The 22,842-nt window shown below is 41.4% G+C and carries 20 protein-coding genes; 15 read left to right on the top strand and 5 right to left on the bottom strand.

What is annotated here, in order from left to right:
• Positions 1-97 precede the first annotated feature (97 nt).
• From D8802_RS01065 to D8802_RS01020, 10 genes are all read left to right on the top strand, one after another.
• Positions 98-409 (top strand): hypothetical protein, encoded by a 312-nt coding sequence (locus D8802_RS01065; RefSeq protein WP_125394469.1) that lies wholly within the window; start codon positions 98-100, stop codon positions 407-409.
• A gap of 544 nt (positions 410-953) precedes the next feature.
• On the top strand, positions 954-2,414 hold the full coding sequence (locus D8802_RS01060) for an aminotransferase class I/II-fold pyridoxal phosphate-dependent enzyme (protein WP_125394468.1): 1,461 nt from the start codon (positions 954-956) through the stop codon (positions 2,412-2,414).
• Positions 2,415-3,275 carry a polyamine aminopropyltransferase gene (gene speE, locus D8802_RS01055; RefSeq protein WP_000366713.1) on the top strand — a complete coding sequence of 287 codons (861 nt, stop codon included), beginning with the start codon at positions 2,415-2,417 and terminating at the stop codon, positions 3,273-3,275.
• Positions 3,272-4,531, top strand: a complete 1,260-nt coding sequence (locus tag D8802_RS01050; RefSeq protein ID WP_125394467.1) for a saccharopine dehydrogenase family protein — start codon at positions 3,272-3,274, stop codon at positions 4,529-4,531. The genes speE and D8802_RS01050 overlap by 4 nt, the downstream gene beginning before the upstream one ends.
• A complete protein-coding gene (gene nspC / locus D8802_RS01045) occupies positions 4,531-5,658 on the top strand; it encodes a carboxynorspermidine decarboxylase (RefSeq protein WP_125394466.1) in 1,128 nt (375 codons plus the stop codon). Before D8802_RS01050 ends, nspC begins: the two co-directional genes overlap by 1 nt.
• Positions 5,655-6,740: an agmatine deiminase gene (aguA, locus tag D8802_RS01040; RefSeq protein ID WP_125394465.1), complete on the top strand. Its 1,086-nt coding sequence runs from the start codon at positions 5,655-5,657 to the stop codon at positions 6,738-6,740. The genes nspC and aguA overlap by 4 nt, the downstream gene beginning before the upstream one ends.
• Before the next feature lie 9 nt (positions 6,741-6,749).
• Positions 6,750-7,625 carry an N-carbamoylputrescine amidase gene (gene aguB, locus D8802_RS01035; protein WP_125394464.1) on the top strand — a complete coding sequence of 292 codons (876 nt, stop codon included), beginning with the start codon at positions 6,750-6,752 and terminating at the stop codon, positions 7,623-7,625.
• A gap of 144 nt (positions 7,626-7,769) precedes the next feature.
• A complete protein-coding gene (locus tag D8802_RS01030; RefSeq protein ID WP_125394463.1) occupies positions 7,770-8,507 on the top strand; it encodes a TraX family protein in 738 nt (245 codons plus the stop codon).
• A gap of 106 nt (positions 8,508-8,613) precedes the next feature.
• Positions 8,614-9,312: a response regulator transcription factor gene (locus tag D8802_RS01025; RefSeq protein WP_125394462.1), complete on the top strand. Its 699-nt coding sequence runs from the start codon at positions 8,614-8,616 to the stop codon at positions 9,310-9,312.
• Positions 9,312-10,190, top strand: coding sequence for a sensor histidine kinase (locus D8802_RS01020; RefSeq protein ID WP_125394461.1), 879 nt, complete (start codon positions 9,312-9,314; stop codon positions 10,188-10,190). The genes D8802_RS01025 and D8802_RS01020 overlap by 1 nt, the downstream gene beginning before the upstream one ends.
• A gap of 38 nt (positions 10,191-10,228) precedes the next feature.
• Here D8802_RS01020 and D8802_RS01015 read toward each other — a convergent pair whose 3' ends face one another.
• The 3 genes from D8802_RS01015 to D8802_RS01005 form a co-directional block, all read right to left on the bottom strand.
• The gene (locus tag D8802_RS01015) at positions 10,229-10,981 is read right to left on the bottom strand and encodes an ABC transporter permease (RefSeq protein WP_125394460.1); all 753 of its coding nucleotides are present in this window, start codon (positions 10,979-10,981) and stop codon (positions 10,229-10,231) included.
• A gap of 10 nt (positions 10,982-10,991) precedes the next feature.
• The gene (locus D8802_RS01010; RefSeq protein WP_125394459.1) at positions 10,992-11,900 is read right to left on the bottom strand and encodes an ATP-binding cassette domain-containing protein; all 909 of its coding nucleotides are present in this window, start codon (positions 11,898-11,900) and stop codon (positions 10,992-10,994) included.
• Positions 11,901-12,041: 141 nt separating this feature from the next.
• Positions 12,042-12,851 (bottom strand): Cof-type HAD-IIB family hydrolase, encoded by an 810-nt coding sequence (locus D8802_RS01005; RefSeq protein WP_125394458.1) that lies wholly within the window; start codon positions 12,849-12,851, stop codon positions 12,042-12,044.
• Positions 12,852-12,997: 146 nt separating this feature from the next.
• Between D8802_RS01005 and D8802_RS01000 the strand changes: the two genes are divergently transcribed.
• The 5 genes from D8802_RS01000 to D8802_RS00980 all read left to right on the top strand — a co-directional run bounded on the left by D8802_RS01000 (position 12,998) and on the right by D8802_RS00980 (position 22,099).
• The gene (locus tag D8802_RS01000) at positions 12,998-13,459 is read left to right on the top strand and encodes a MarR family winged helix-turn-helix transcriptional regulator (protein WP_125394457.1); all 462 of its coding nucleotides are present in this window, start codon (positions 12,998-13,000) and stop codon (positions 13,457-13,459) included.
• Positions 13,452-13,871 carry an EVE domain-containing protein gene (locus tag D8802_RS00995; protein ID WP_125394456.1) on the top strand — a complete coding sequence of 140 codons (420 nt, stop codon included), beginning with the start codon at positions 13,452-13,454 and terminating at the stop codon, positions 13,869-13,871. Before D8802_RS01000 ends, D8802_RS00995 begins: the two co-directional genes overlap by 8 nt.
• Positions 13,872-13,977: 106 nt before the next feature.
• Positions 13,978-17,253: an ATP-dependent nuclease subunit B gene (gene rexB, locus D8802_RS00990; protein ID WP_125394455.1), complete on the top strand. Its 3,276-nt coding sequence runs from the start codon at positions 13,978-13,980 to the stop codon at positions 17,251-17,253.
• Complete coding sequence (gene addA, locus D8802_RS00985; protein ID WP_125394454.1) at positions 17,250-20,903, top strand: helicase-exonuclease AddAB subunit AddA; 3,654 nt, start codon at positions 17,250-17,252, stop codon at positions 20,901-20,903. The genes rexB and addA overlap by 4 nt, the downstream gene beginning before the upstream one ends.
• A gap of 17 nt (positions 20,904-20,920) precedes the next feature.
• Entirely contained in the window at positions 20,921-22,099 is a 1,179-nt protein-coding gene (locus D8802_RS00980) for a hypothetical protein (RefSeq protein ID WP_125394453.1), read from the top strand.
• A gap of 33 nt (positions 22,100-22,132) precedes the next feature.
• On the opposite strand, the gene D8802_RS00975 is transcribed toward D8802_RS00980, so the two are convergent.
• A complete protein-coding gene (locus D8802_RS00975) occupies positions 22,133-22,489 on the bottom strand; it encodes a type II toxin-antitoxin system PemK/MazF family toxin (protein WP_125394452.1) in 357 nt (118 codons plus the stop codon).
• Positions 22,473-22,688, bottom strand: a complete 216-nt coding sequence (mazE, locus tag D8802_RS00970) for a type II toxin-antitoxin system PemI/MazE family antitoxin (protein ID WP_001028395.1) — start codon at positions 22,686-22,688, stop codon at positions 22,473-22,475. The genes D8802_RS00975 and mazE overlap by 17 nt, the downstream gene beginning before the upstream one ends.
• Positions 22,689-22,842: the final 154 nt, after the last annotated feature.

Genomic DNA, 22,842 nt, shown 5'->3' with positions numbered 1-22,842 from the left:
TCATCATTGCGCATATTTTACAAAGTTTATTCTTTGTAGTTTCTCTAATATTGGTATATAATTTAATATAGAGTGATTTCTAGATAGGAGAGGGATAATGGAATTAAAAGATTTTACTGAAAAAGAACAGGAAACGATAAAGCAGGGACTGACAACATCTGAAATTAGCGATAAGGAAACCGCTGCTAAAATCCTTGCCCTAGTGCCTCAGGAATGGCTCAAACGCATTCCCTTTTTCGTGCGAAAACACGCAACAACTCGAACAATACAGCGTATTTCTATCGAACATCCAGAGCTCTACGCAGTTGCCAAGAGAAGCGGTGAGATTCCTGAGAAGGAACGAGAAGAATTGCGCCAAATCATTACAGATATTTTCCAAGAGAAAATGAATAAGCATAAGATTAAATAATTTTGAGAGGAACTAAAAATTAGTTCCTTTTTTAATCGTTTTCAGTTGATTGGACTTTAACTTTTGGGTGGCAATTTAACTATTCACGAACAAATTTTAAGAAAATTTAAAAAAAGTACTTTACAAGTTCTTGTAAACATGATATAGTTATAAGGCTTAGAAAATGAGATGATGTTTTCTAGCAAATATAAACCCGAGTAAAAAATGCCTACGGACAGGCAGGGTTGAATGCCGAAGCGTGGTTGAAAAGCCGCATTATTGATAGGGTTAAAAGCCTACTTTTATAAGTTGATGTTAGGACGCTTGTCCTAATTCATAAATTTTAGTGTGGTGAAAGCACACGTCATCTTGTGAAACGATCAATAAAGTACGTAATATTTGCTACTAGAGAGTTAGGAAACATCAGGAACAGACATACTCAACAGAAACCAAAATAAAAACGTCAGAAGATTGCAGAGCAGGTGAAAACCTGCTCTTTTTTCATAAGTCAAGCTTTGGTCGCCTTCATTTTTTAGGCGCTAAAAATATGCTAAAGGAGTATGTCTTGATGAAGTTAGATCAGAACCAGGCCCCTATTTATGAAGGTCTGATTAAGTTACGAAAGAAAAGGATTGTTCCCTTTGATGTACCAGGTCATAAACGCGGACGGGGAAATCCAGAACTTGTTGAATTGTTGGGAGAAAAATGTGTTGGAATTGATGTCAATTCTATGAAACTCTTGGATAATCTAGGCCATCCCATTTCGATTATTCGAGATGCAGAGGAGCTGGCTGCGGATGCTTTTGGAGCAGCGCATGCCTTTCTCATGATTGGTGGAACAACATCATCTGTTCAAACCATGATTCTTTCCACCTGCAAGGCTGGAGATAAGATTATTCTGCCGCGAAATGTTCACAAATCTGCTATCAATGCGCTGGTTCTATGTGGTGCCATTCCCATCTATATCGAGATGAGTGTAGATCCTAAAATTGGCATCGCTTTAGGTCTTGAAAATGACCGTGTTGCGCAGGCCATTAAGGATCATCCAGATGCTAAAGCTATCCTAATCAACAATCCTACCTACTATGGGATTTGTTCAGATCTCAAGGGTTTAACGGAAATGGCACATGAAGCAGGCATGTTGGTATTAGTCGATGAAGCTCATGGAGCGCATTTGCATTTCACAGACAAATTGCCACTATCTGCTATGGACGCTGGCGCTGATATGGCGGCGGTCTCTATGCATAAGTCTGGTGGGAGTTTGACCCAGAGCTCCATCCTGCTTATCGGGGAGCGTATGAATCCTGAATATGTTCGACAGATCATTAACCTGGCCCAGTCTACATCTGCCTCTTACTTGTTGATGGCAAGTCTTGATATTTCACGTCGTAATCTAGCTCTTCGTGGTAAAGAGTCTTTTGAGAAGGTTATTGAACTATCCGAGTATGCTCGTCGTGAAATCAATGCTATCGGTGGTTACTATGCCTACTCAAAAGAGTTAATAGACGGTGTGTCGGTCTGTGATTTTGACGTGACCAAGCTGTCAGTCTACACTCAGGGTATTGGCTTAACAGGTATCGAAGTTTATGATCTCTTGCGAGATGAATACGATATTCAGATTGAATTCGGGGATATTGGCAATATATTGGCCTATATTTCGATTGGTGACCGCATCCAAGATATCGAGCGTTTAGTTGGTGCTTTGGCGGATATCAAGAGACTCTATTCACGAGATGGGAAGGACTTGATTGCTGGAGAATATATCCAACCAGAGTTAGTGCTGTCTCCTCAGGAAGCCTTCTATTCAGAGAGAAGAAGTTTAACCTTGGATGAGTCTGTTGGACAGGTCTGTGGGGAATTTGTCATGTGCTATCCTCCAGGGATTCCAATCCTAGCACCAGGTGAACGCATTACACGAGAAATTGTGAATTATATCCTATTTGCCAAAGAACGTGGTTGCTCCCTCCAAGGGACGGAAGATCCAGAAGTCAATCACATCAACGTTATTGATAGAAAGGAGAACTAGATGGATTTGTGGTTTTCTGAAGTTCATACTCCAGATGTGAAATTGTCCCTGAGAACAGCTAAGCAACTCTACGCTGGAAAAAGTGAATGGCAGGATATAGAAGTATTAGATACTCCCGCTTTTGGGAAAATATTAATCTTAAATGGCCATGTCTTGTTTTCAGATGCAGATGATTTTGTCTACAATGAAATGACCGTCCACGTACCGATGGCTGTCCATCCCAATCCAAAGAAAGTCTTGGTTATAGGGGGTGGCGACGGCGGAGTTGCCCAAGTATTAACACTCTATCCCGAACTGGAGCAAATCGATATCGTGGAACCAGATGAAATGCTTGTTGAGGTTTGTCGTGAGTATTTCCCAGACTTTGCTGCAGGGCTAGATGACCCTCGTGTTACGATTTATTATCAAAATGGACTGAGATTTTTGAGAAACTGTGAGGATGATTACGATATCATTATCAACGATGCGACAGATCCATTTGGACATACGGAAGGGCTATTTACCAAGGAATTTTACGGCAATAGTTACAGAGCTCTCAAAGAAGACGGTATCATGATTTACCAGCATGGGAGTCCTTTCTTTGATGAGGATGAGTCTGCTTGTCGAAGTATGCACCGCAAGGTTAATCAAGCCTTTCCAATTAGCCGGGTTTATCAGGCGCACATCCCAACCAGTCCAGCTGGCTATTGGCTATTTGGATTTGCATCGAAAAAATACCACCCTGTTAAAGATTTTGATAAGGAAGGCTGGAAAAAACGCCAGCTTTTCACAGAATACTACACTGCAAACTTACATGTGGGAGCCTTTATGTTGCCTAAGTATGTAGAAGACATTTTAGAAGAAGAGGAAGGGAAAAAATGAGTCGTCTATTAGTTATCGGATGTGGGGGTGTTGCCCAAGTTGCTATTTCAAAGATTTGCCAAGATAGCGAAACATTTACAGAGATTATGATTGCTAGTCGTACAAAGTCAAAATGTGATGATTTGAAGGCTAAGTTAGAAGGCAAAACAAGTACAAAGATTGAAACAGCTGCTCTTGATGCTGATAAGGTAGAAGAAGTGATTGCTTTGATTGAACGCTACAAGCCAGAAGCTGTTTTGAACGTGGCACTCCCATATCAAGATTTAACTATTATGGACGCATGTTTGGCGACAGGTGTCCACTATATTGATACAGCCAACTACGAAGCTGAGGACACAGAAGATCCTGAATGGCGCACCATTTATGAAAAACGTTGCAAGGAACTAGGTTTTACAGCTTACTTTGACTACTCATGGCAATGGGCTTATCAGGAAAAATTCAAAGAAGCAGGCTTGACAGCCTTACTTGGTTCTGGTTTTGACCCAGGTGTGACTAGTGTCTTTTCAGCATACGCTCTCAAACATTACTTTGATGAAATCCACTATATCGACATTTTAGACTGTAATGGTGGAGATCACGGTTATCCATTTGCGACTAACTTCAACCCAGAAATCAATCTACGCGAGGTTTCTGCGCCAGGTTCTTACTGGGAAGATGGGAAATGGGTAGAAGTCGAAGCCATGTCTATCAAGCGTGAGTATGATTTCCCTCAAGTTGGGCAAAAAGATATGTATCTCCTTCACCATGAAGAAATTGAATCATTGGCTAAGAACATTCCTGGTGTCAAACGGATTCGTTTCTTTATGACCTTTGGGCAATCTTACCTAACGCACATGAAATGCTTGGAAAATGTCGGACTCCTTCGTACGGATACCATTAACTTTAACGGTCAAGAAATTGTGCCAATCCAATTCTTGAAAGCCTTGCTTCCAGACCCTGCAAGCCTTGGTCCACGCACAGTTGGGAAAACCAATATCGGCTGTATCTTTACAGGTGTCAAAGATGGCGTTGAAAAGACTATCTATATTTACAATGTTTGTGACCATCAGGAATGTTACGCAGAAGTTGGTTCACAAGCAATTTCTTACACAACAGGTGTTCCAGCCATGATTGGGACAAAATTAGTGATGAATGGTACTTGGAAACAACCTGGAGTTTATAACCTTGAAGAATTGGATCCAGATCCATTTATGGAAGCTTTGAATGAGTATGGCTTGCCTTGGGTTGTGGTTGAAAATCCACAAATGGTGGACTGATGAAATTAGACCAAGTACCAACACCAGCCTATGTTGTTGACCTGGCAAAGTTAGAAGCCAACTGCCACATTCTTCAGCAAGTTCAGGAAGAAGCAGGTTGCAAGGTTTTACTTGCTCAGAAGGCTTATTCACTCTACAAAACCTATCCCTTGATCAGCCAGTATCTCTCTGGTACGACGGCTAGTGGTCTCTATGAGGCCAAGCTCGCTAGAGAAGAATTCCCAGGGGAAGTTCATGTCTTTGCACCTGCTTTCAAGGATGCAGACTTGGAGGAATTGCTTGAGATAACAGACCATATCGTCTTTAACTCAGAGAGACAATTGCGTAAATACGGTCTTCGTTGTCGAGCGGCTGGTATTAGTGTTGGTTTGCGCCTCAACCCTCAGTGTTCAACCCAAGGAGATCACGCGCTCTACGACCCTTGTGCGCCTGGATCTCGGTTTGGAGTTACCTTAGACAAGATACCAAGTGATTTGCTGGATCTAGTTGATGGCCTTCATTTTCATACCCTTTGCGAGCAAGGTTCAGATGATTTAGAGACAACTTTGAAAGCAGTAGAAGAGCAGTTTGGTCCTTATTTACATGAGGTTAAATGGCTCAATATGGGTGGTGGACACCACATTACAAGAGAAGACTACGATGTGGATTTGCTGATTTCTGAAATCAAGCGTATCCGAGATACTTACAATCTTGAAGTCTATATCGAGCCGGGTGAAGCTATTGCGCTCAATGCGGGTTATCTAGCAACTGAAGTATTGGATATTGTAGAAAACGGTATGGATATCTTGGTTTTAGATACCTCCGCGACCTGCCATATGCCAGATGTACTTGAAATGCCCTATCGTCCACCTTTGAGAAATGGATTTGAGGCTCAGGAAAAAGCCCATACCTATAGACTTTCTTCCAATACCTGTCTGACGGGTGATGTGATTGGTGATTATAGTTTTGAAAATCCAGTTGAAATTGGAGATAGACTTTATTTCGAAGACATGGCTATTTACTCATTTGTCAAAAATAATACCTTTAACGGTATTGGCTTGCCAAGCCTCTATCTTATGGACAAGCAGGGAGACTGTAGCTTAGTCAAAGCCTTCGGCTATCAAGAGTTTAAAGGGAGATTATCATGATGGACAGTCCAAAGAAATTAGGCTATCGTATGCCAGCAGAGTATGAACCCCATCATGGCACCCTCATGATCTGGCCAACTCGACCAGGTTCATGGCCCTTTCAAGGAAAAGCTGCTAAGAAGGCCTTTAGCCAGATTATCAAGACCATAGCAGAAGGGGAAAGGGGTTACCTTTTGGTGGAGCAGGACTGTCTATCTGAAGCCCAATCTTATCTTGGAGACAAGGTCGTTTATTTAGACATTCCCACCAATGATGCCTGGGCTCGTGATACAGGTCCGACGATTCTTGTCAATGATAAAAGAGAAAAGCTGGCCGTCGATTGGTCTTTCAATGCCTGGGGTGGTGCTGTTGATGGTCTTTATCAAGATTATGAAGATGATAACCAAGTAGCCAGTCGTTTTGCTGAGACCTTGGAAATGCCTGTCTATGATGCCAAACCTTTTGTACTGGAAGGCGGCGCGATCCATAGCGATGGTCAAGGAACCATTCTTGTGACTGAAAGTTGTCTTCTAAGTCCTGGACGCAATCCCCACCTGTCTAAAGAGCAAATTGAAAACACCTTATTAGAGAGTCTTGGTGCTGAAAAAGTTATTTGGCTTCCTTACGGTATTTATCAGGACGAAACCAATGAACATGTTGACAATGTTGCTGCCTTTGTTGCCCCTGCAGAGCTTGTCTTAGCATGGACAGATGATCAAAACGATCCCCAGTATGCTATGTCTGTAGCTGATTTAGCTCTTTTAGAGAAGGAAACGGATGCAAAAGGTCGTCCCTTCACTATTCATAAACTTCCAATCCCAGCGCTTCATCAAGTTGTAACCGAAGAGGATTTGTCAGGCTACATATATGAAGAAGGTGAAGAGGAGCGATATGCAGGTGAACGTCTTGCGGCTTCCTATGTCAATTTCTATATTGCCAACAAGTCTGTCTTGGTTCCCCAGTTTCAAGATGTCAACGACCAAGTGGCCCTAAATATCCTCAGCAAGTGTTTTCCAGATCGTAAAGTTGTCGGAATCCCAGCTAGAGATATTCTTTTAGGTGGTGGCAATATCCACTGTATCACCCAACAAATCCCTGAATAGGAGAAAAAGATGAGAAATGTAAGAGTTGCAGCAATCCAGATGCAATGTACCAAGGATGTGGCAACAAATATCCAAACAGCGGAGCGTTTAGTACGTCAAGCTGCAGACAAAGGCGCACAAATCATTCTCTTGCCGGAGTTGTTTGAACGTCCATATTTCTGTCAGGAACGCCAGTATGACTACTACCAGTATGCCCAGTCAGTGACAGAAAATACAGCCATTCAGCATTTTAAGGTGATTGCTAAGGAACTACAGGTTGTTCTGCCGATTAGTTTCTATGAAAAAGATGGCAATGTCTTGTATAACTCAATCGACGTCATTGATGCAGATGGGGAAGTGCTGGGCGTCTATCGGAAGACCCACATACCAGATGATCATTACTATCAAGAAAAGTTTTATTTCACTCCTGGTAACACTGGTTTCAAGGTCTGGGATACTCGCTATGCTAAGATTGGTATTGGCATCTGTTGGGATCAATGGTTCCCTGAAACAGCGCGCTGTCTTGCTCTGAATGGGGCAGAATTGCTCTTTTACCCAACAGCTATTGGTTCAGAGCCAATTTTGGATACAGACAGTTGTGGTCACTGGCAACGTACTATGCAAGGGCACGCAGCAGCCAATATTGTCCCGGTCATTGCAGCTAATCGCTACGGTTTGGAGGAAGTCACTCCTAGTGAAGAAAATGGTGGACAGAGTTCCAGTCTTGACTTTTACGGTTCGTCCTTTATGACGGATGAAACAGGAACTATTCTAGAGCGAGCCGAAAGACAAGGTGAAGCTGTTCTGTTAACCACTTATGACCTTGACAAGGGAGCAAGTGAACGCCTCAATTGGGGACTGTTTCGTGATAGAAGACCAGAAATGTACCAACGAATTACGGACTAGAAGGTAACTTTCATAATAAACTTTTAATATTCACGCCTGTCTTACAAAAATGTAAGATAGGCTTTTTAAATGTAAGATAGGTGTACGATTATGCGTAGAAATGTATGCTATACTCTATGTAGATCAAAAAGAGAGAGGTTTATTATGAAAAAATGGAATGCGACACAGTTGAAGTATCTGATGGCGGCAGTAATGGTTCTAGACCATATCCCTCATATTACAGGAATCGTTTCTCCTTTGTGGGAAGGTATTTTCCACGCCTTGACCTGTTGTGTGGGAGTTTGGTTTGCGTATATGGCTATGGAAGGCTTCATCCATACTCGAAATTTGAAAAACTACCTCATCCGTCTTTGGAGTTGGGCGCTTATCATGTTTGCTGGAAATAGCCTACTCAATGCCCTATTTGCATCCAAAGGAGTAATGGTCAATAACAACATTTTCCTAACTCTGGCAATTGGTGTCACCATGCTTTGGATTGGTTTTCCCAGAAAAGAGCTGGATAAAAAAGAGAAGTTGTGGCGTCGGATTGGGGTTGCTGGTCTCTTGATTTTCGGTTGTCTTTTTACCGAGGGTGGTATCACCATGCTACCATTTCTCTTGATTAGTTACTCTTGTCGAAATCGTAAGGGATTGCGAAATCTCCTCTATACCCTCCTTTGGGCCTTCCTGTTAGTAACTTCCATCCAAATCTACGATACTTGGTACCAAATCTTGGAAATGATGCTTTACAATTCTGACTGGCTCTTTATCACCGTCTTTCCTTTCATAGCCTTGTATAATGGACAGCGAGGAAAAGAAACCAGTTGGAGTAAATATTTCTTTTATATTTTCTACCCAGCTCATCTATGGATTATAACTTTGATTGCTTATTTGCTTAAGTAGATTCAATATTCATTAGCTCTTTCTTGCTTAAAATGTGAGAGGAGCTTTTCTGTATCTGGAATTCCTAACAAAACATGTTATAATAGTTTTAGAAAGGACGAGGTTTATGGCGAGCATACTTGTAATTGAAGATAATAATGAAATCCAGGAAATCTTAAGAATCCTTCTTGCAGAGGAACACGAGGTGATCCAAGCATTTTCTGGGACAGAAGGTATAATGCAATTTGACAAAGGTGGCATCGATCTCGTCTTGCTAGATATCATGCTCCCTGGGAAAAATGGCGACCAAGTCTTGCAATCTATTCGACAAACTAGTCAGACTCCGGTCATCATGCTCACTGCTTTAGGTGATAAAAAGCTCATCAGCCAATATCTACTAGACGGTGCCAATGATTATGTAGTAAAACCTTTTGATTTGGACGAAGTCTTTGCTAGAGTCACTGTGCAATTACGCCAAAGTGGTGAACATCAGTCAGAAGATCGAAGAGAAATTGATAACCTCATAAAAAACTTTAAAAATATCCAGTTCGATGTGGATAGTTTTGAAATAAGCAATTCTACTGAAACCATTCGCATTGCAAAGAAAGAGTGCCAGATTCTCCAAATGTTGCTCCAGCATCCTAAAAAGATCTTCACCAAGGAAGAACTCTATGAATTGATTTGGGAAGAAAGTTACCTGCCTGGAGACAATACGCTCAACACCCATCTAAGCAATCTCCGTAAAAAACTGCATCAACTGGATCCAAATCACGAGTACATCGAAACCATTTGGGGAGTTGGTGTTCGATTAAAAGGAGACAAGTAATGATTTACATTTTGATATCAATATTGCTCCTTACTAACATCATTTTGGCGATTTCTTTGATTCGCTATCATATAGCAATTAGAGATTTAAGCAGACAAATGGAAGAAAAGATTCGCTCTGGTAGCATGAAGAGGATCGGTGTAAATTTCTTTTCAAAGACCATTTTGCGTCTACATAACCAAATTGAGAATCTATTTCAAGAAGTGGAGCAAAATCAGCTAATCATGAAGCGTGAAAAACGCACCCTAGATATGGCAATCAGTAACATCGCTCATGATATTCGGACACCTTTGACAATCGCTTCAGGATATACCCAGCAACTAATAAAACATCCCGATAATAGTTCAGAAACCTTAAATAAAATAGCCCATCATCAAGATTTGGTTTCCAAACGTTTGGAGGCTCTCCTCGAATACCGTCATTTGATGGAAGGAGCAGTCAAACCGAAACTGGAAGAACTTGATTTATCAACTTTTATAACGAAAAAGACTTTAGCTTATTACGACGTTTTTCAATCTTCACATATTGTTCTTGATTTTAATGTTGAACCAGGATTGAAAACGACGACTGATGAGGACTTGCTTGATCGAATTATACAAAACCTCCTTGGAAATGTTCTCAAGCACGGCAAGGAGAAGGCTCGACTTTCTTTGAAAAAGGAAGAAAATAGGCTTGTTTTGGAAATTGATAATCTTGTCAAAAAATCTATCAAGAATATAGACAATCTCAGCAATCGTTTTTATTCTGAAAATATGTCAGATACCGAAGAATCCTCTGGTTTAGGTCTCTATATTACCGAGGAATTAGTTCATCTTCTTGGAGCGGATATGAAGCTAGCCACTGATGGAGAATGGTTTTCGGTCTTTATTTATTTTTAACAGAAGAAACCTCCTCTATATCCTAGAGGAGGTCCTTTTTATAAGTTTTTCTTCTTGAAAATAATCAGTCCACTGAAAGAGAAGAAAAGTATGACCGTTACGCAAACCGTGATGGTATAGAGAATAGCTTGACTATTAGTAGTCATAGCATAGGCAAAATCTAGAATTAAATATCGTAGAATTTCAATGTCTGGGAAAACAAGCATTGGCGTAGAAAGGATGATAGAGGTAACTAGATAGCCAATAAATGCGGCAAGATAAGAATGAGTCACATAGAGAATAAAGGAAACAATCGAAAGCCAAGCTAGGAGGCAGAGAAATTGGAGGGAAATCGTTAAGAGAAGGTTTGTAATAAAACCATCAGGCATCGTACCAAGTCCGTTTAGTAGAGTTGAGGGAATAAAAGCAATCACAAGGCTGGCGATGAGTTGCAAGAGAGCGATGCTTGCTAGTACAAAGGATTTAGCGAAGAAAAACTCTGTACGAGAAACGCCAACTGTCAAACTATTTTTATAGAGCTTGCCGATTAGATCAACTCCTAGAACTAGACATGCTAGAACAATGCAGAGAAAAACGAGGTTTGAACCATTGCTAGACGTGTTGATAAGAGCTTGAACGCCGTCCCAACCATGGGTTGGAGTCTCTGGTGGTGTTGTATTTACTGACATTAAATGTCCTGTAGCCCCGATAGTGGCACCCATTAGCAAGAGGACAAAGAGAATGAATTCTGTAATCCAGAATCCTTTGGAGCGGAAAAGACGGTAAAAATCTGCTTGAATGGTATGTATCATGATTTTTCTCCTATTCTACCAATTGTGTGAAGTATTCTTCTAGGTTTTGACGGGCAAAATAAATCTCATCAATAGCAACATCTGCCAAAGTTAGTTGCTTGAGAATCTGTTTGACATCTTGTTCATTACCAAAGATATGGATTTCATTTTCAGGATTGACAACCTTAAACTGGAGTTGGATTTGTTCTTTCAATACCTGACAAGCTCTTTCTTTATCGCTTGTTTTAAGTACAATATAATCCTCACTCAGTGTTTCAAACTCAGCTTTACTGATTTCACGGATAATCTTACCTTGGTCCAAAATTCCAAAGCGATTAGCTAGGAGATAGAGTTCTGATAATATATGACTAGAGATGAGAATGGTTATTCCTTTCTCCTGATTGAGTCGCTGGATCATGAGGCGAAATTCTTTGATTCCAATTGGGTCGAGACCGTTAATAGGTTCATCAAGAATCAGGAAGTCGGGTTTTGATAGGAGGGCAATGGCGATACCAAGTCTTTGTTTCATTCCTAGTGAGAAATCACGAAAGACTTTTTTTCCTGTATCTGACAAGCCAACATAGTCCAAAGTCTCATGAATCACCTTATCAGCATTTGGAATATGACGTATCATACAATAATATTTCAGATTTTGATAAGCCGTTAAGTGATTATGAGCTACAGGTGATTCGATAACAGAACCCACTCGAGATAATGCCTTGGTCCACTCATTTTGTCCTTGGCTAGAAAAGAGGGAAATTGTCCCTTTGTCCGCAAACAATAATTGTGTAATGATTTTAATAAGAGTAGTTTTACCTGATCCATTTTTTCCAATTAGACCATAAATATCTCCCTCTTTTATGGTTAGACTAAGATCTTGAAGAATAGCTTGTTGGCCGAATTGTTTGGTCAGTCCATGAATTTCGAGTACTGTTTTCATGATTTTCTCCTTTTGATTTATTTTTCTAACTTTAGTATAAGCTATAGAAATCAAAGAAAGTTCAAGTATTTCTAAAGAGTTTCTAAAGTTTTGTGATTCTTAAAAAAACAAAACCCAGTTGATATGAACTGGGCCTCTCAATTATAAAATATACTTCTCAATGGCACGCGCGACGCCGTCTTCTTCGTTGCTGGCTGTAACGTCATTAGCAAGGGATTTGACATAATCGCTGGCATTTCCCATAGCAATGCCAAGTCCTGCAAACTGAAGCATTTCGATATCGTTATTGGCATCACCCATGGCCATAATTTCTGAGGGATCGATTTTTAAAATCTTAGCTAATCGAGAAAGAGCAGTAGCCTTTGTTGTTCCAAGTGGCATAGCTTCATAAATGACAGGCTGCGAACGAACACCGCTAAATCGTTGGCAGAGTTCTGTCGCGAACCGCTGCTCAAAATCGTCTGTTTGCTCTTTGGTGCCCAAAAACATACCTTGGAACATACGATACTTGCCACTAGTCGCTTCCTCAAGGGAAATTTTAGTCAGGTCTGAAAAAACAAGTTTGGCATCATTTTGAACAATTTCATTTGGCTTGCCACCGAGGACAAAATAATGTTTCTCATCAAAAAGAGTTAACTGGACGTCGCTTTTTTCTGCTAAGTCATAGAGGTATTCAATATCAGCTGGACTGAGTTCCTGCCAGTCAACTAGACCCCAGTCACTGGTCTGGTGAGTTGAACAACCATTATTGACAATGACGTACTCGTTCTGGAGATCTAGTCCTAGTTTTTTATAGTAAGGAAGAACACCGAAAAGCGGGCGACCTGTACAGAGAACCAGTTTGACACCTTTTTCAATGGCTTGGTGAATAGCAGTGATGTGGGTTTGCGGGATTTCCTTGGCTTCATTGAGGAGGGTTCCATCCATATCCAAGGCTAGTAGTTTAATCATAAGACTTCCTTTTCTAGATGTTTTGCTTTTATTATAGCATATAGACTATGAAATGTCTGACAGAATAGTAACATTTGACTTTCCTTTTCTTGAAAAAGAAAATAAAATCTTATATAATATGTATGCTTAATATTTTAGGAGAAATAATGTCAAAGTATCACTTTAATTCAATTTACAAAAATGATGAAACAGAGTCTACAGGTCTTCTTTTCATCAAAGTCTACAACAAGTGGGAAAGCAATTTAAAAAGAGTCTTGAAATCGGTTGGCCTCACTTTGCCTCAATTTATCGTTTTGACTTCGCTCTTGTTTTTGTCCAATAGAGAGGAATATGTAACGCAAGTTGATATCGCTCGGTTCACTGGTATGGATGTCATGACGGTTTCCCAGATTGTTAGACTACTGGAGAAGAAGGACTACATTAGACGCGATCAACACCCAAAGGATAGTCGGGCAAAACTTGTCTCAGTGACGAATTCTGGTGCGGAGAAGGTCAATCAAGCTTTACCTTTAGTAGAAGGTGTTGATGAAAAATTTTTTGAAAAACTTTCTAACGATAGAGAAAGTTTTAATAGCATGTTAGCAGTGTTGGAGGATAAAAATGCCTAGATATTGGGTCGGAGTTGTTTCGAAGAACCATGTTTTAAGAGGAGTTGAGGGAAATTTTTGTCAGGTCTGTCATGGAAAGGGCGGCCCCTTAAATCGTATGAAAAAAGGTGACTTCCTTTTATACTATAGTCCCAAATACGATATGAATGGTCAAGATAAGTTACAGGCTTTTGTGGCCGTAGGTAAAATTATAGACGATAAGGCCTATCAAGTAGAGCAATTCGAAGGATTCTTTCCCTTTAGACGAAATGTTGAGTATTATCAGCCAGTCAAAGATTGTTCCATAGAAGTAGCCAGACAACATCCTGAATGGAAAGACTATACTTCTCGACTTCGTTATGGGCATTTTGAAGTTTCCAAAGACTTTTTTCTCTATATCTTTCAGCATATGAAAGTGGATGATGAAGCATGATTGATTTGCTAATTAAATGGTTGTCAACTAGAATTTTGGATTTGGACTGTGAAGCGAACTTTGCTATAATAGAGTAAGAAACTTTGATAAACCAAACGAGGCTGAGATGAAATTACTTTATACTGATATTCGGACTTCTTTGACTGAAATTTTAACGAGAGAGGCAGAAGAGCTAGTTGCTGCTGGCAAGCGTGTTTTCTACATCGCACCTAACTCTCTTTCATTTGAAAAGGAACGCGCCGTGCTGGAATGCTTGTCCCAGCAGGCTTCTTTTGCGATTACCGTTACGCGTTTTGCTCAGATGGCTCGTTACCTGGTTTTAAATGATTTGCCTGTCAAGACCAGTCTAGATGACATCGGTCTTGGGATGGCTTTTTATAAGTGCCTTGCGGAACTCGATCCCAAGGATTTACGTGTTTATGGTGCGATTAAGCAGGATCCTCAATTTATCCAGCAGTTGGTTGAACTTTATCATGAGATGACGACTGCTCAGATGAGCTTTTTGGACTTGGAAAGTTTGACGGATGAGGATAAGCGAGCAGACTTACTCTTGATTTTTGAGAAAGTAACAGCCTATCTCAATCAAGGTCAGTTGGCTCAGGGAAGTCAGTTGTCCCATTTGATTGAGGCTATTGAGAATGACAAGGTAAGCAGCAATTTCAGTCAGATTGCCTTGGTTATTGATGGCTTTACCCGTTTTTCTGCCGAGGAGGAGCGTGTAGTGGATCTGCTTCATCGAAAAGGTGTCGAGATTGTCATCGGTGCTTATGCAAGCAAGAAGGCTTATACCAGTCCGTTCACTGAAGGGAATCTCTACCAAGCCAGTGTGGAATTTCTTCATCATTTGGGGGCAAAATACCAAACACCTGCTCAGGATCGTTCTCAGACACATGAGAAAATGGATAGTTTTGACAAGGCTTCTCGTTTGCTGGAGTCTTCTTATGACTTTTCAGAACTCACTTTGGATGTCGATGAGAAGGACCATGAGAATCTGCAAATCTGGTCTTGCTTGACACAAAAAGAAGAGTTGGAGTTGGTAGCGCGTAGCATCCGTCAGAAATTACATGACAATCCAGACTTGAGTTACAAGCATTTTCGCATTCTGTTAGGAGATGTGGCTTCTTATCAGTTATCTCTCAAGACAATCTTTGATCAGTACCAGATTCCTTTCTATCTTGGTAGAAGCGAATCCATGGCTCATCATCCCTTGACCCAGTATGTCGAGTCTATTTTGCGTTTGAAACGCTACCGTTTCCGTCAGGAGGATTTGATTAATCTTCTCAGAACTGGCTTGTATACCGATCTTAATCAAGCTGAGATTGATTCGTTTGAACAATACCTCCTCTATCTTGGCATCAACGGCTTGCCAACCTTTCAGCAGACCTTCACCAAATCCCATCATGGAAAATTCGATTTGGAACGTTTGAACGCCATTCGTCTGCGAGTTTTGACGCCACTTGAAACCTTATTTGCCAGTCGGAAGCAAAAGGCTGAAAATCTCTTGCAAAAGTGGAGTACATTTCTAAAAAACGCTGCCTTAAGCAAGCAGATGCAAGAATTGACAGCTACTATGGAAACTCTAGAACAGGAGAGACAAGCTGAAGTTTGGAAAGCCTTCTGCCATGTTTTAGAACAATTTGCGACAGTTTTTGCTGGTTCACAAGTTAGTCTGGAGGACTTCCTGGCCTTGCTTCATTCTGGGATGAGTTTGTCTCAGTATCGCACCATACCAGCAACAGTGGACACCGTTCTGGTGCAGAGTTACGATCTGATTGCCCCTCTGACCGCTGACTTTGTCTATGCCATCGGTCTGACTCAGGATCATTTACCAAAAATTGCGCAAAACACCAGTCTGTTAACAGACGAAGAAAGACAAAGCCTAAACCAAGCGACTGAAGAGGGAGCGCAATTACTGATTGCAAGCAGTGAAAATCTCAAAAAAAATCGCTATACCATGCTTTCCTTGGTCAATGCTGCTCGTAAGCAGTTGGTGTTGTCAGCACCAAGTCTCCTCAATGAAAATGAGAGTAAGGAATCGGCCTATCTTGAGGAATTGGTGAGTTTTGGATTTAATCGGACAACGAAGAAGATTCATCAAAAAAGTCTGTCTAAGGATGATATGGGGTCTTATCACAGTCTTTTGTCTAGTCTGGTTGCCTACCATCAGCAGGTTGAATCTAGTGAAAATGAGCAAGATGTGACTTTTGTCAAGGTCTTGGCGCGTGTGATGGGGAAAAAACTTGATCAGAAAGGTCTTACAAATCCTGCACTCCCAACTAGCCCAAGTAGCAAGCCCTTAGAAAAAGAGACCTTGCAGGCTCTCTATCCCGCTGACAAGGAGTTTTACCTGTCTACCTCTGGTTTGACGGAGTTTTACCGCAATGAATACAGTTATTTCCTCCGTTATGTCTTAGGTTTGCAGGAAGAAGTGCGCCTGCGTCCAGATGCTCGCAGTCATGGGAATTTCTTGCACCGTATTTTTGAACGTGCCTTGAAACTGCCTGCTGAGAATTCCTTTGATCAACGCTTGGAACAAGCTATTCAAGAAACCAGCCAAGAACGCGAATTTGAGGCTATTTATCAGGAAAGTTTGGAAGCCCAGTTTACCAAGGAAGTTCTGCTTGATGTAGCTCGGACAACAGGTCACATTCTCCGCCATAATCCAGCCATTGAAACCATCCAAGAGGAGGCAACATTTGGTGGCAAGGATCAGGCCTTTATTCAATTGGATAATGGTCGGAGTGTCCATGTGCGAGGCAAGGTTGACCGTATTGACCGCCTGAAAGCTGATGGAGCGCTAGGAGTGGTGGACTACAAGTCTAGTTTGACCCAGTTCCAGTTTCCTCATTTCTTCAATGGGCTTAATTCCCAGTTGCCAACCTATCTTGCTGCCCTAAAAAGTCAAGGGGAGCAGAACTTTTTCGGTGCCATGTACTTGGAAATGTCTGAACCTGTCCAATCTTTGATGGCCGTTAAAAATCTGGCAGGTGCAGTAGTAGAAGCTAGCAAGTCAATGAAATACCAAGGCCTCTTTTTAGAAAAAGAAAGCAGTCATTTGGGAGAATTTTATAACAAAAACAAGGCTAATCAGCTGACAGATGAGGAATTCCAGCTCCTACTGGACTACAATGCCCATCTTTATAAGACAGCAGCTGAGAAAATCTTAGAGGGGCAGTTCGCCATCAATCCATACACAGAGAACGGCAGAAGCATTGCCCCGTACGTTCAGCAGCATCAAGCCATCACAGGTTTTGAAGCAAATTACCACTTGGGACAAGCCCGTTTCCTTGAGAAGTTAGACCAGGCTGATGGCAAACGCCTGGTCGGAGAAAAGCTCAAGCAAGCTTGGTTTGAGAAAATGAGAGAGGAGTTGAATCGATGAAGCCCATTTCCTTTTTAACTGAGGAAGAGATTCAAAAACTGCAAGAAGCAGAAGCGAATTCGAGCAAGGAACAGAAGAAAACAGCCGAGCAAATCGAAGCCATTTATACGGCAGGGCAAAATGTCCTAGTTTCAGCGTCTGCTGGTTCAGGGAAGACCTTTGTTATGGCCGAGCGCATTCTGGATCAATTGGCGCGAGGTGTGGAAATCAGCCAACTCTTTATCTCGACCTTTACCGTCAAGGCTGCTACTGAACTAAAGGAGCGCTTGGAGAAAAAAATCAGCCAACAAATCCAAGAAAGTAGAGATGTTGATCTCAAACAACACTTGGGACGCCAGTTGGCAGATCTACCAAACGCTGCCATCGGAACCATGGACTCCTTCACACAAAAATTCCTTGGCAAACATGGCTATCTGATTGATATCGCACCGAACTTCCGTATTTTGCAAAATGAAAGTGAACAGTTAATCTTAAAAAACGAAGTTTTTCATCAGGTTTTTGAAGAGCATTACCAAGGTGAGAATAAAGAGAAATTTAGCCGTTTGGTGAAGAACTTTGCTGGACGTGGCAAGGATGAACGAGGTCTGCGCCAGCAAGTCTACAAAATCTATGACTTTTTACAATCTACTAGCAGTCCCCAAAAATGGCTGAACGAGTCTTTTCTCAAAGGGTTTGAAGAAGCTGACTTTGCAAATGAAAAAGGCAAGCTAACTGAGCAAATCAAGCAGGCGCTCTGGGATTTGGAAAGTTTCTTCCGTTATCATCTGGATAATGATGCCAAGGAGTTTCCCAAAGCTGCCTATTTAGAAAATGTGCAACAGGTTCTGGATGAAATTGGCTCCTTAAATCAAGAGTCCGATTGTCAGGCTTATCGAGCAGTGCTTGCGCGTGTTGTTGCCATTTCGAAGGAGAAAAACGGTCGAGCTCTGGCTAATTCCAGTCGTAAGGCCGATTTAAAGCCACTGGCTGATGCCTATAACGATGAGAGAAAGGCCCAGTTTGCTAAACTAGGACAACTGGCGGACCAGATAACAATTCTCGACTTTCAAGAACATTATCATGAAGACACCTGGGATCTAGCTAAAACCTTCCAAACCTTCATGAGTGATTTTGTGGAGGCTTATCGTGAACGTAAACGCCAGGAAAATGCCTTTGAATTTGCTGATATCAGTCATTACACCATTGAGATTTTAGAGAATTTCCCACAAGTCCGTGATGCATATCAGGAGCGCTTCCACGAAGTCATGGTCGATGAGTATCAGGATACCAACCACATTCAAGAACGGATGCTGGAATTGCTGTCAAATGGTCACAATCGCTTTATGGTGGGAGATATCAAGCAGTCCATCTACCGGTTCCGTCAGGCAGACCCGCAGATTTTCAATGAAAAATTCCAACGCTATGCGCAAAATCCCAAAGAGGGCAAGTTGATTCTCCTCAAGGAAAATTTCCGTAGTAGCTCAGAAGTGCTGTCAGCAACCAACCATGTCTTTGAACGTCTCATGGACCAAGAGGTCGGCGAAATCAACTATGACAGCATGCACCAGCTTGTTTTTGCCAACGCCAAACTAACTCCCAATCCTGAGAATAAGGCAGAATTTCTCCTTTATGACAAGAATGAAAGCGAACAAGAGGAGGAAGAGAGCCAAACAGATACGAAACTAACTGGTGAAATGCGCCTGGTCATCAAGGAAATCTTGAAACTTCATCAGGAAAAAGGTGTTGCCTTTAAGGAAATTGCCCTTTTGACTTCCAGTCGGAGTCGTAATGACCAGATTCTACTTGCCCTGTCTGAGTATGGGATTCCTGTTAAAACCGACGGTGAGCAAAACAATTATCTCCAATCCCTAGAAGTACAAGTCATGCTGGACACCCTGCGTGTCATTCACAATCCCCTGCAAGACTATGCTTTGGTTGCCCTTATGAAGTCTCCTATGTTTGGTTTTGATGAGGACGAGTTGGCACGCTTATCCCTTCAGAAAGTAGAAGATAAGGTCCAAGAAAATCTCTATGAGAAACTGGTCAATGCTCAAAAACAGGCAACAAGTAAGAAAAACTTGATTTATACAGCTCTAGCTGAAAAACTCAATCAATTCATGGATATTTTGGATTCTTGGCGCTTGTATGCCAAAACCCACTCTCTCTATGACTTGATTTGGAAGATTTACAACGACCGTTTTTATTATGACTATGTGGGGGCTTTGCTAAATGGTCCAGCCAGACAGGCCAATCTCTACGCTCTAGCGCTGCGTGCTGACCAGTTTGAAAAGAGTAATTTCAAGGGATTGTCGCGTTTTATCCGTATGATTGACCAAGTCCTAGAAGCCCAGCATGATCTTGCAAGCGTAGCTGTCGCCCCGCCAAAGGATGCTGTGGAACTCATGACTATTCACAAGAGCAAAGGGCTGGAATTTTCTTATGTCTTTATCCTCAATATGGATCAGGACTTCAACAAGCAAGACTCAATGTCAGACGTCATTCTCAGCCGTCAAAATGGGCTTGGTGTCAAATACATTGCCAAGGTGAAAACAGGAGCAGTGGAAGCACACTATCCTAAAACCATCAAACTCTCCATTCCTAGCCTAACTTATACGCAGAATGAGAAAGAACTGCAACTGGCTAGCTATTCAGAGCAGATGCGTCTGCTGTATGTTGCCATGACGCGGGCCGAGAGAAAGCTTTATCTTGTCGGCAAGGGTTCTCGTGAAAAGCTGGAAGCAAAGGAATATCCAGCAGCTGAGAGAGGAAAATTAGATAGCAATACCAGACTGCAAGCCAAGAATTTTCAAGATTGGATCTGGGCTATTTCTAAAGTATTTGCCAAGGAAAATCTCAACTTTAGCTATCGTTTTGTTGGTGAAGACCAGCTGACCAGAGAAGCTATCGGAGAGTTGGAAAACAAGAGTCCTCTACAAGATAGCTCTCAAGCAGATAACCGCCAGTCTGAAACCATCAAAGAAGCTCTTGAAATGCTGAAAGAGGTGGAAGTTTATAACACTCTTCACCGTGCAGCCATTGAGCTTCCTAGCGTTCAAACTCCAAGCCAAATCAAGAAATTCTACGAACCGGTTATGGATATGGAAGGGGTAGAAATTGCTGGTCAAAGTCAATCACCAGAGAAGAAAATCAGCTTTGATTTACCAGATTTTTCAACCAAAGAAAAGGTAACTGGAGCAGAAATTGGTAGTGCCACTCATGAACTTATGCAGAGAATTGACCTCAGTCAGCAACCAACACTTGCTAGTCTAACAGAAACACTCAAACAAGTTCAAACCAGTCCAGCTGTGAGAGACAAGATCAATCTTTCTAAAATTCTCGCATTCTTTGACACACCACTTGGTCAGGAGATTCTCGCTAATACCGACCATCTCTACCGCGAGCAACCTTTCTCCATGCTCAAAAAAGATCAAAAGAGTCAGGAAGACTTTGTTGTTCGTGGGATTTTGGACGGCTATCTGCTTTATGAGGATCGTATCGTTCTTTTCGACTATAAGACAGACCGCTATGATGAGCCAAGTCAACTCATAGACCGCTACCGTGGTCAGTTAGCCCTATACGGAGAGGCTTTATCTCGAGCCTATTTGATTGAAAATATTGAAAAATACCTAATTTTACTCGGTAAAGACGAGATTCAAGTTGTAAAAGTATAATCTAGAAAGGAGACTTCATGCCACTTCCAGTTAGAAAATCCCTGCACGATGCAGTTTTACAGGCTTCAAAGGCTGATACTTGGGAACAAGCTACCAAGGAATGGAATGAAGTTTCCTTGATTTTTAATGGCATTGGCCGTAGTAATTGTGTCTGCGGAAATGCCATTAAATACGCTTACGAACTCTTTAACAATGTCACTGGTCAACGTCTCTTTCCTATCGGAAGCGACTGTGTTCGCCATTTTCATCGTATTAGCCTCGACCAGCAACTCGAAGAGGAAGAAAAACTGCTCAGAAAAGTTGAAAACCTAACCAGAAAGGCTCAAAAAAAGGGAAAAATCAAGATCAATAAAAGCGATTTTGACGAACGACTTCTAAAATGGTTTTGGGAAAAAGGTGTTTTCAAAGCCAATCTTGGCAATCAATTCTCACCTGAGAGAGACTACCAGCTTTTCTTAGAAGTCTTTCAAGGCGGAAGTTGGACCAAGGCAGAGCCAAAGAAGAAGGCTCGTATGGAAGAAGTGCTGGAAAAGTATATCAAACCTTTTCTACTTGGTAAGACCGATGACCAACTCTACCTTGTCAAACTAGGCAAGGAGAAAATTGACTACGAGCAGCATTTACGAATTCAGGCAGAGAAAGAACGCAGGAAGAGAGATAAAATCGCCAAGCAATACGCAGACAATCTCATTCTTGCTATGGGACCTGCAGAACGAGCCTATCAAGATTACTTTGGATTTACAGAAACCCTCACCCAAGAAGAACGAAAATGGGAGAAAATCCTCTTTGGTAAGAATAGAGAAGAACGGGCTATCAAGGCTAAACAAAACCAAAAGGAGCTGGAAAAGGATCGGCGAATTGCAAATCAAGATCCGATTGAACGAAAGCAGAAGCAAACTTGGCTTCTTAATTCCTATTTTCGTGATTTACCTGATGAAAAAGCTAGATTTTCTCGTCTCTTATTAGAATATCGAAAAAGTGGAGAAGTACGCTTTTCAGATGAATACTTATCTGAGCATCTCATCGACTTTTTCTACAAGATGAAAGCCTTTGAGTTTGAAATTACACCAGAACAAGTCCGCGATTTTCTAAAAGAATGCCTTCAGGTAGAACATCTATCATCTGCACAAGAAAGCTGGATTAGAGGAATTCTTCTCAATTGCCTTCACCCGTTCTTAAATAGGTTACTTATATAGAAAAAATCCTACCTTGTCTATGCATGGTAGGATTTAATTATCTCCGAAGATGTACTGGTAAAGTTGGACGACTTTCTGAAAACACTGCGTGTCCATCCTTGTTATTTTTTGAGCATTGCGCATCCGAAAATCAAAGGTATACAGTTGAAATGGATTTACAGCGCCATCTACCTTGTCCGACGAGACAGGAACGAGTAAGCCTTTTTCTGCCAAACGTTGTTGGCCATGAGTGATGGGACAGACAGCCACAAAACCAGTTTGCAAAGCATATTCTCTCCTAGACACAACCAAGGCAGGGCGCCGTTTCTGAATCTCCCGACCAATTGATGGATCAAAGTCCAGCCAAATGATATCCTGCTTTTCAGGAATATACTCAGATTTCGCTATCAAGTGACCTTACCCCTTCAAAATCGTTTGTCATTCTCAAATCAGTAATCCCATCAAAAGGATCTTTCAGTTTTGGAGCTAAGACAATGACTCCGTCAATCCCTTTGTAGACAACCATTTCTTGACCTTCTGTCATACCTAAATTTTTAGGAATAGTCACAGTGAGCGAATTCCCCACCTTTCGAGTCTTTACTATATTCATTGCTCTACCTCCACGAAACCGTATATACAAAGTATATACCAAACAGCAAACAAAGTCAAGCAAATGTTGAATTACATAAATTAAGTTATGTGCTACATTGTGATTTTATTTTAGTCAAAGCCTGTGCAAAAGCACCTAATTTATGATAGAATAG

The sequence above is a fragment of the Streptococcus oralis genome (assembly GCF_003943395.1).
Taxonomy (GTDB): domain Bacteria; phylum Bacillota; class Bacilli; order Lactobacillales; family Streptococcaceae; genus Streptococcus; species Streptococcus oralis_BF.
This window is presented reverse-complemented; position numbering and strand designations above follow the sequence as displayed.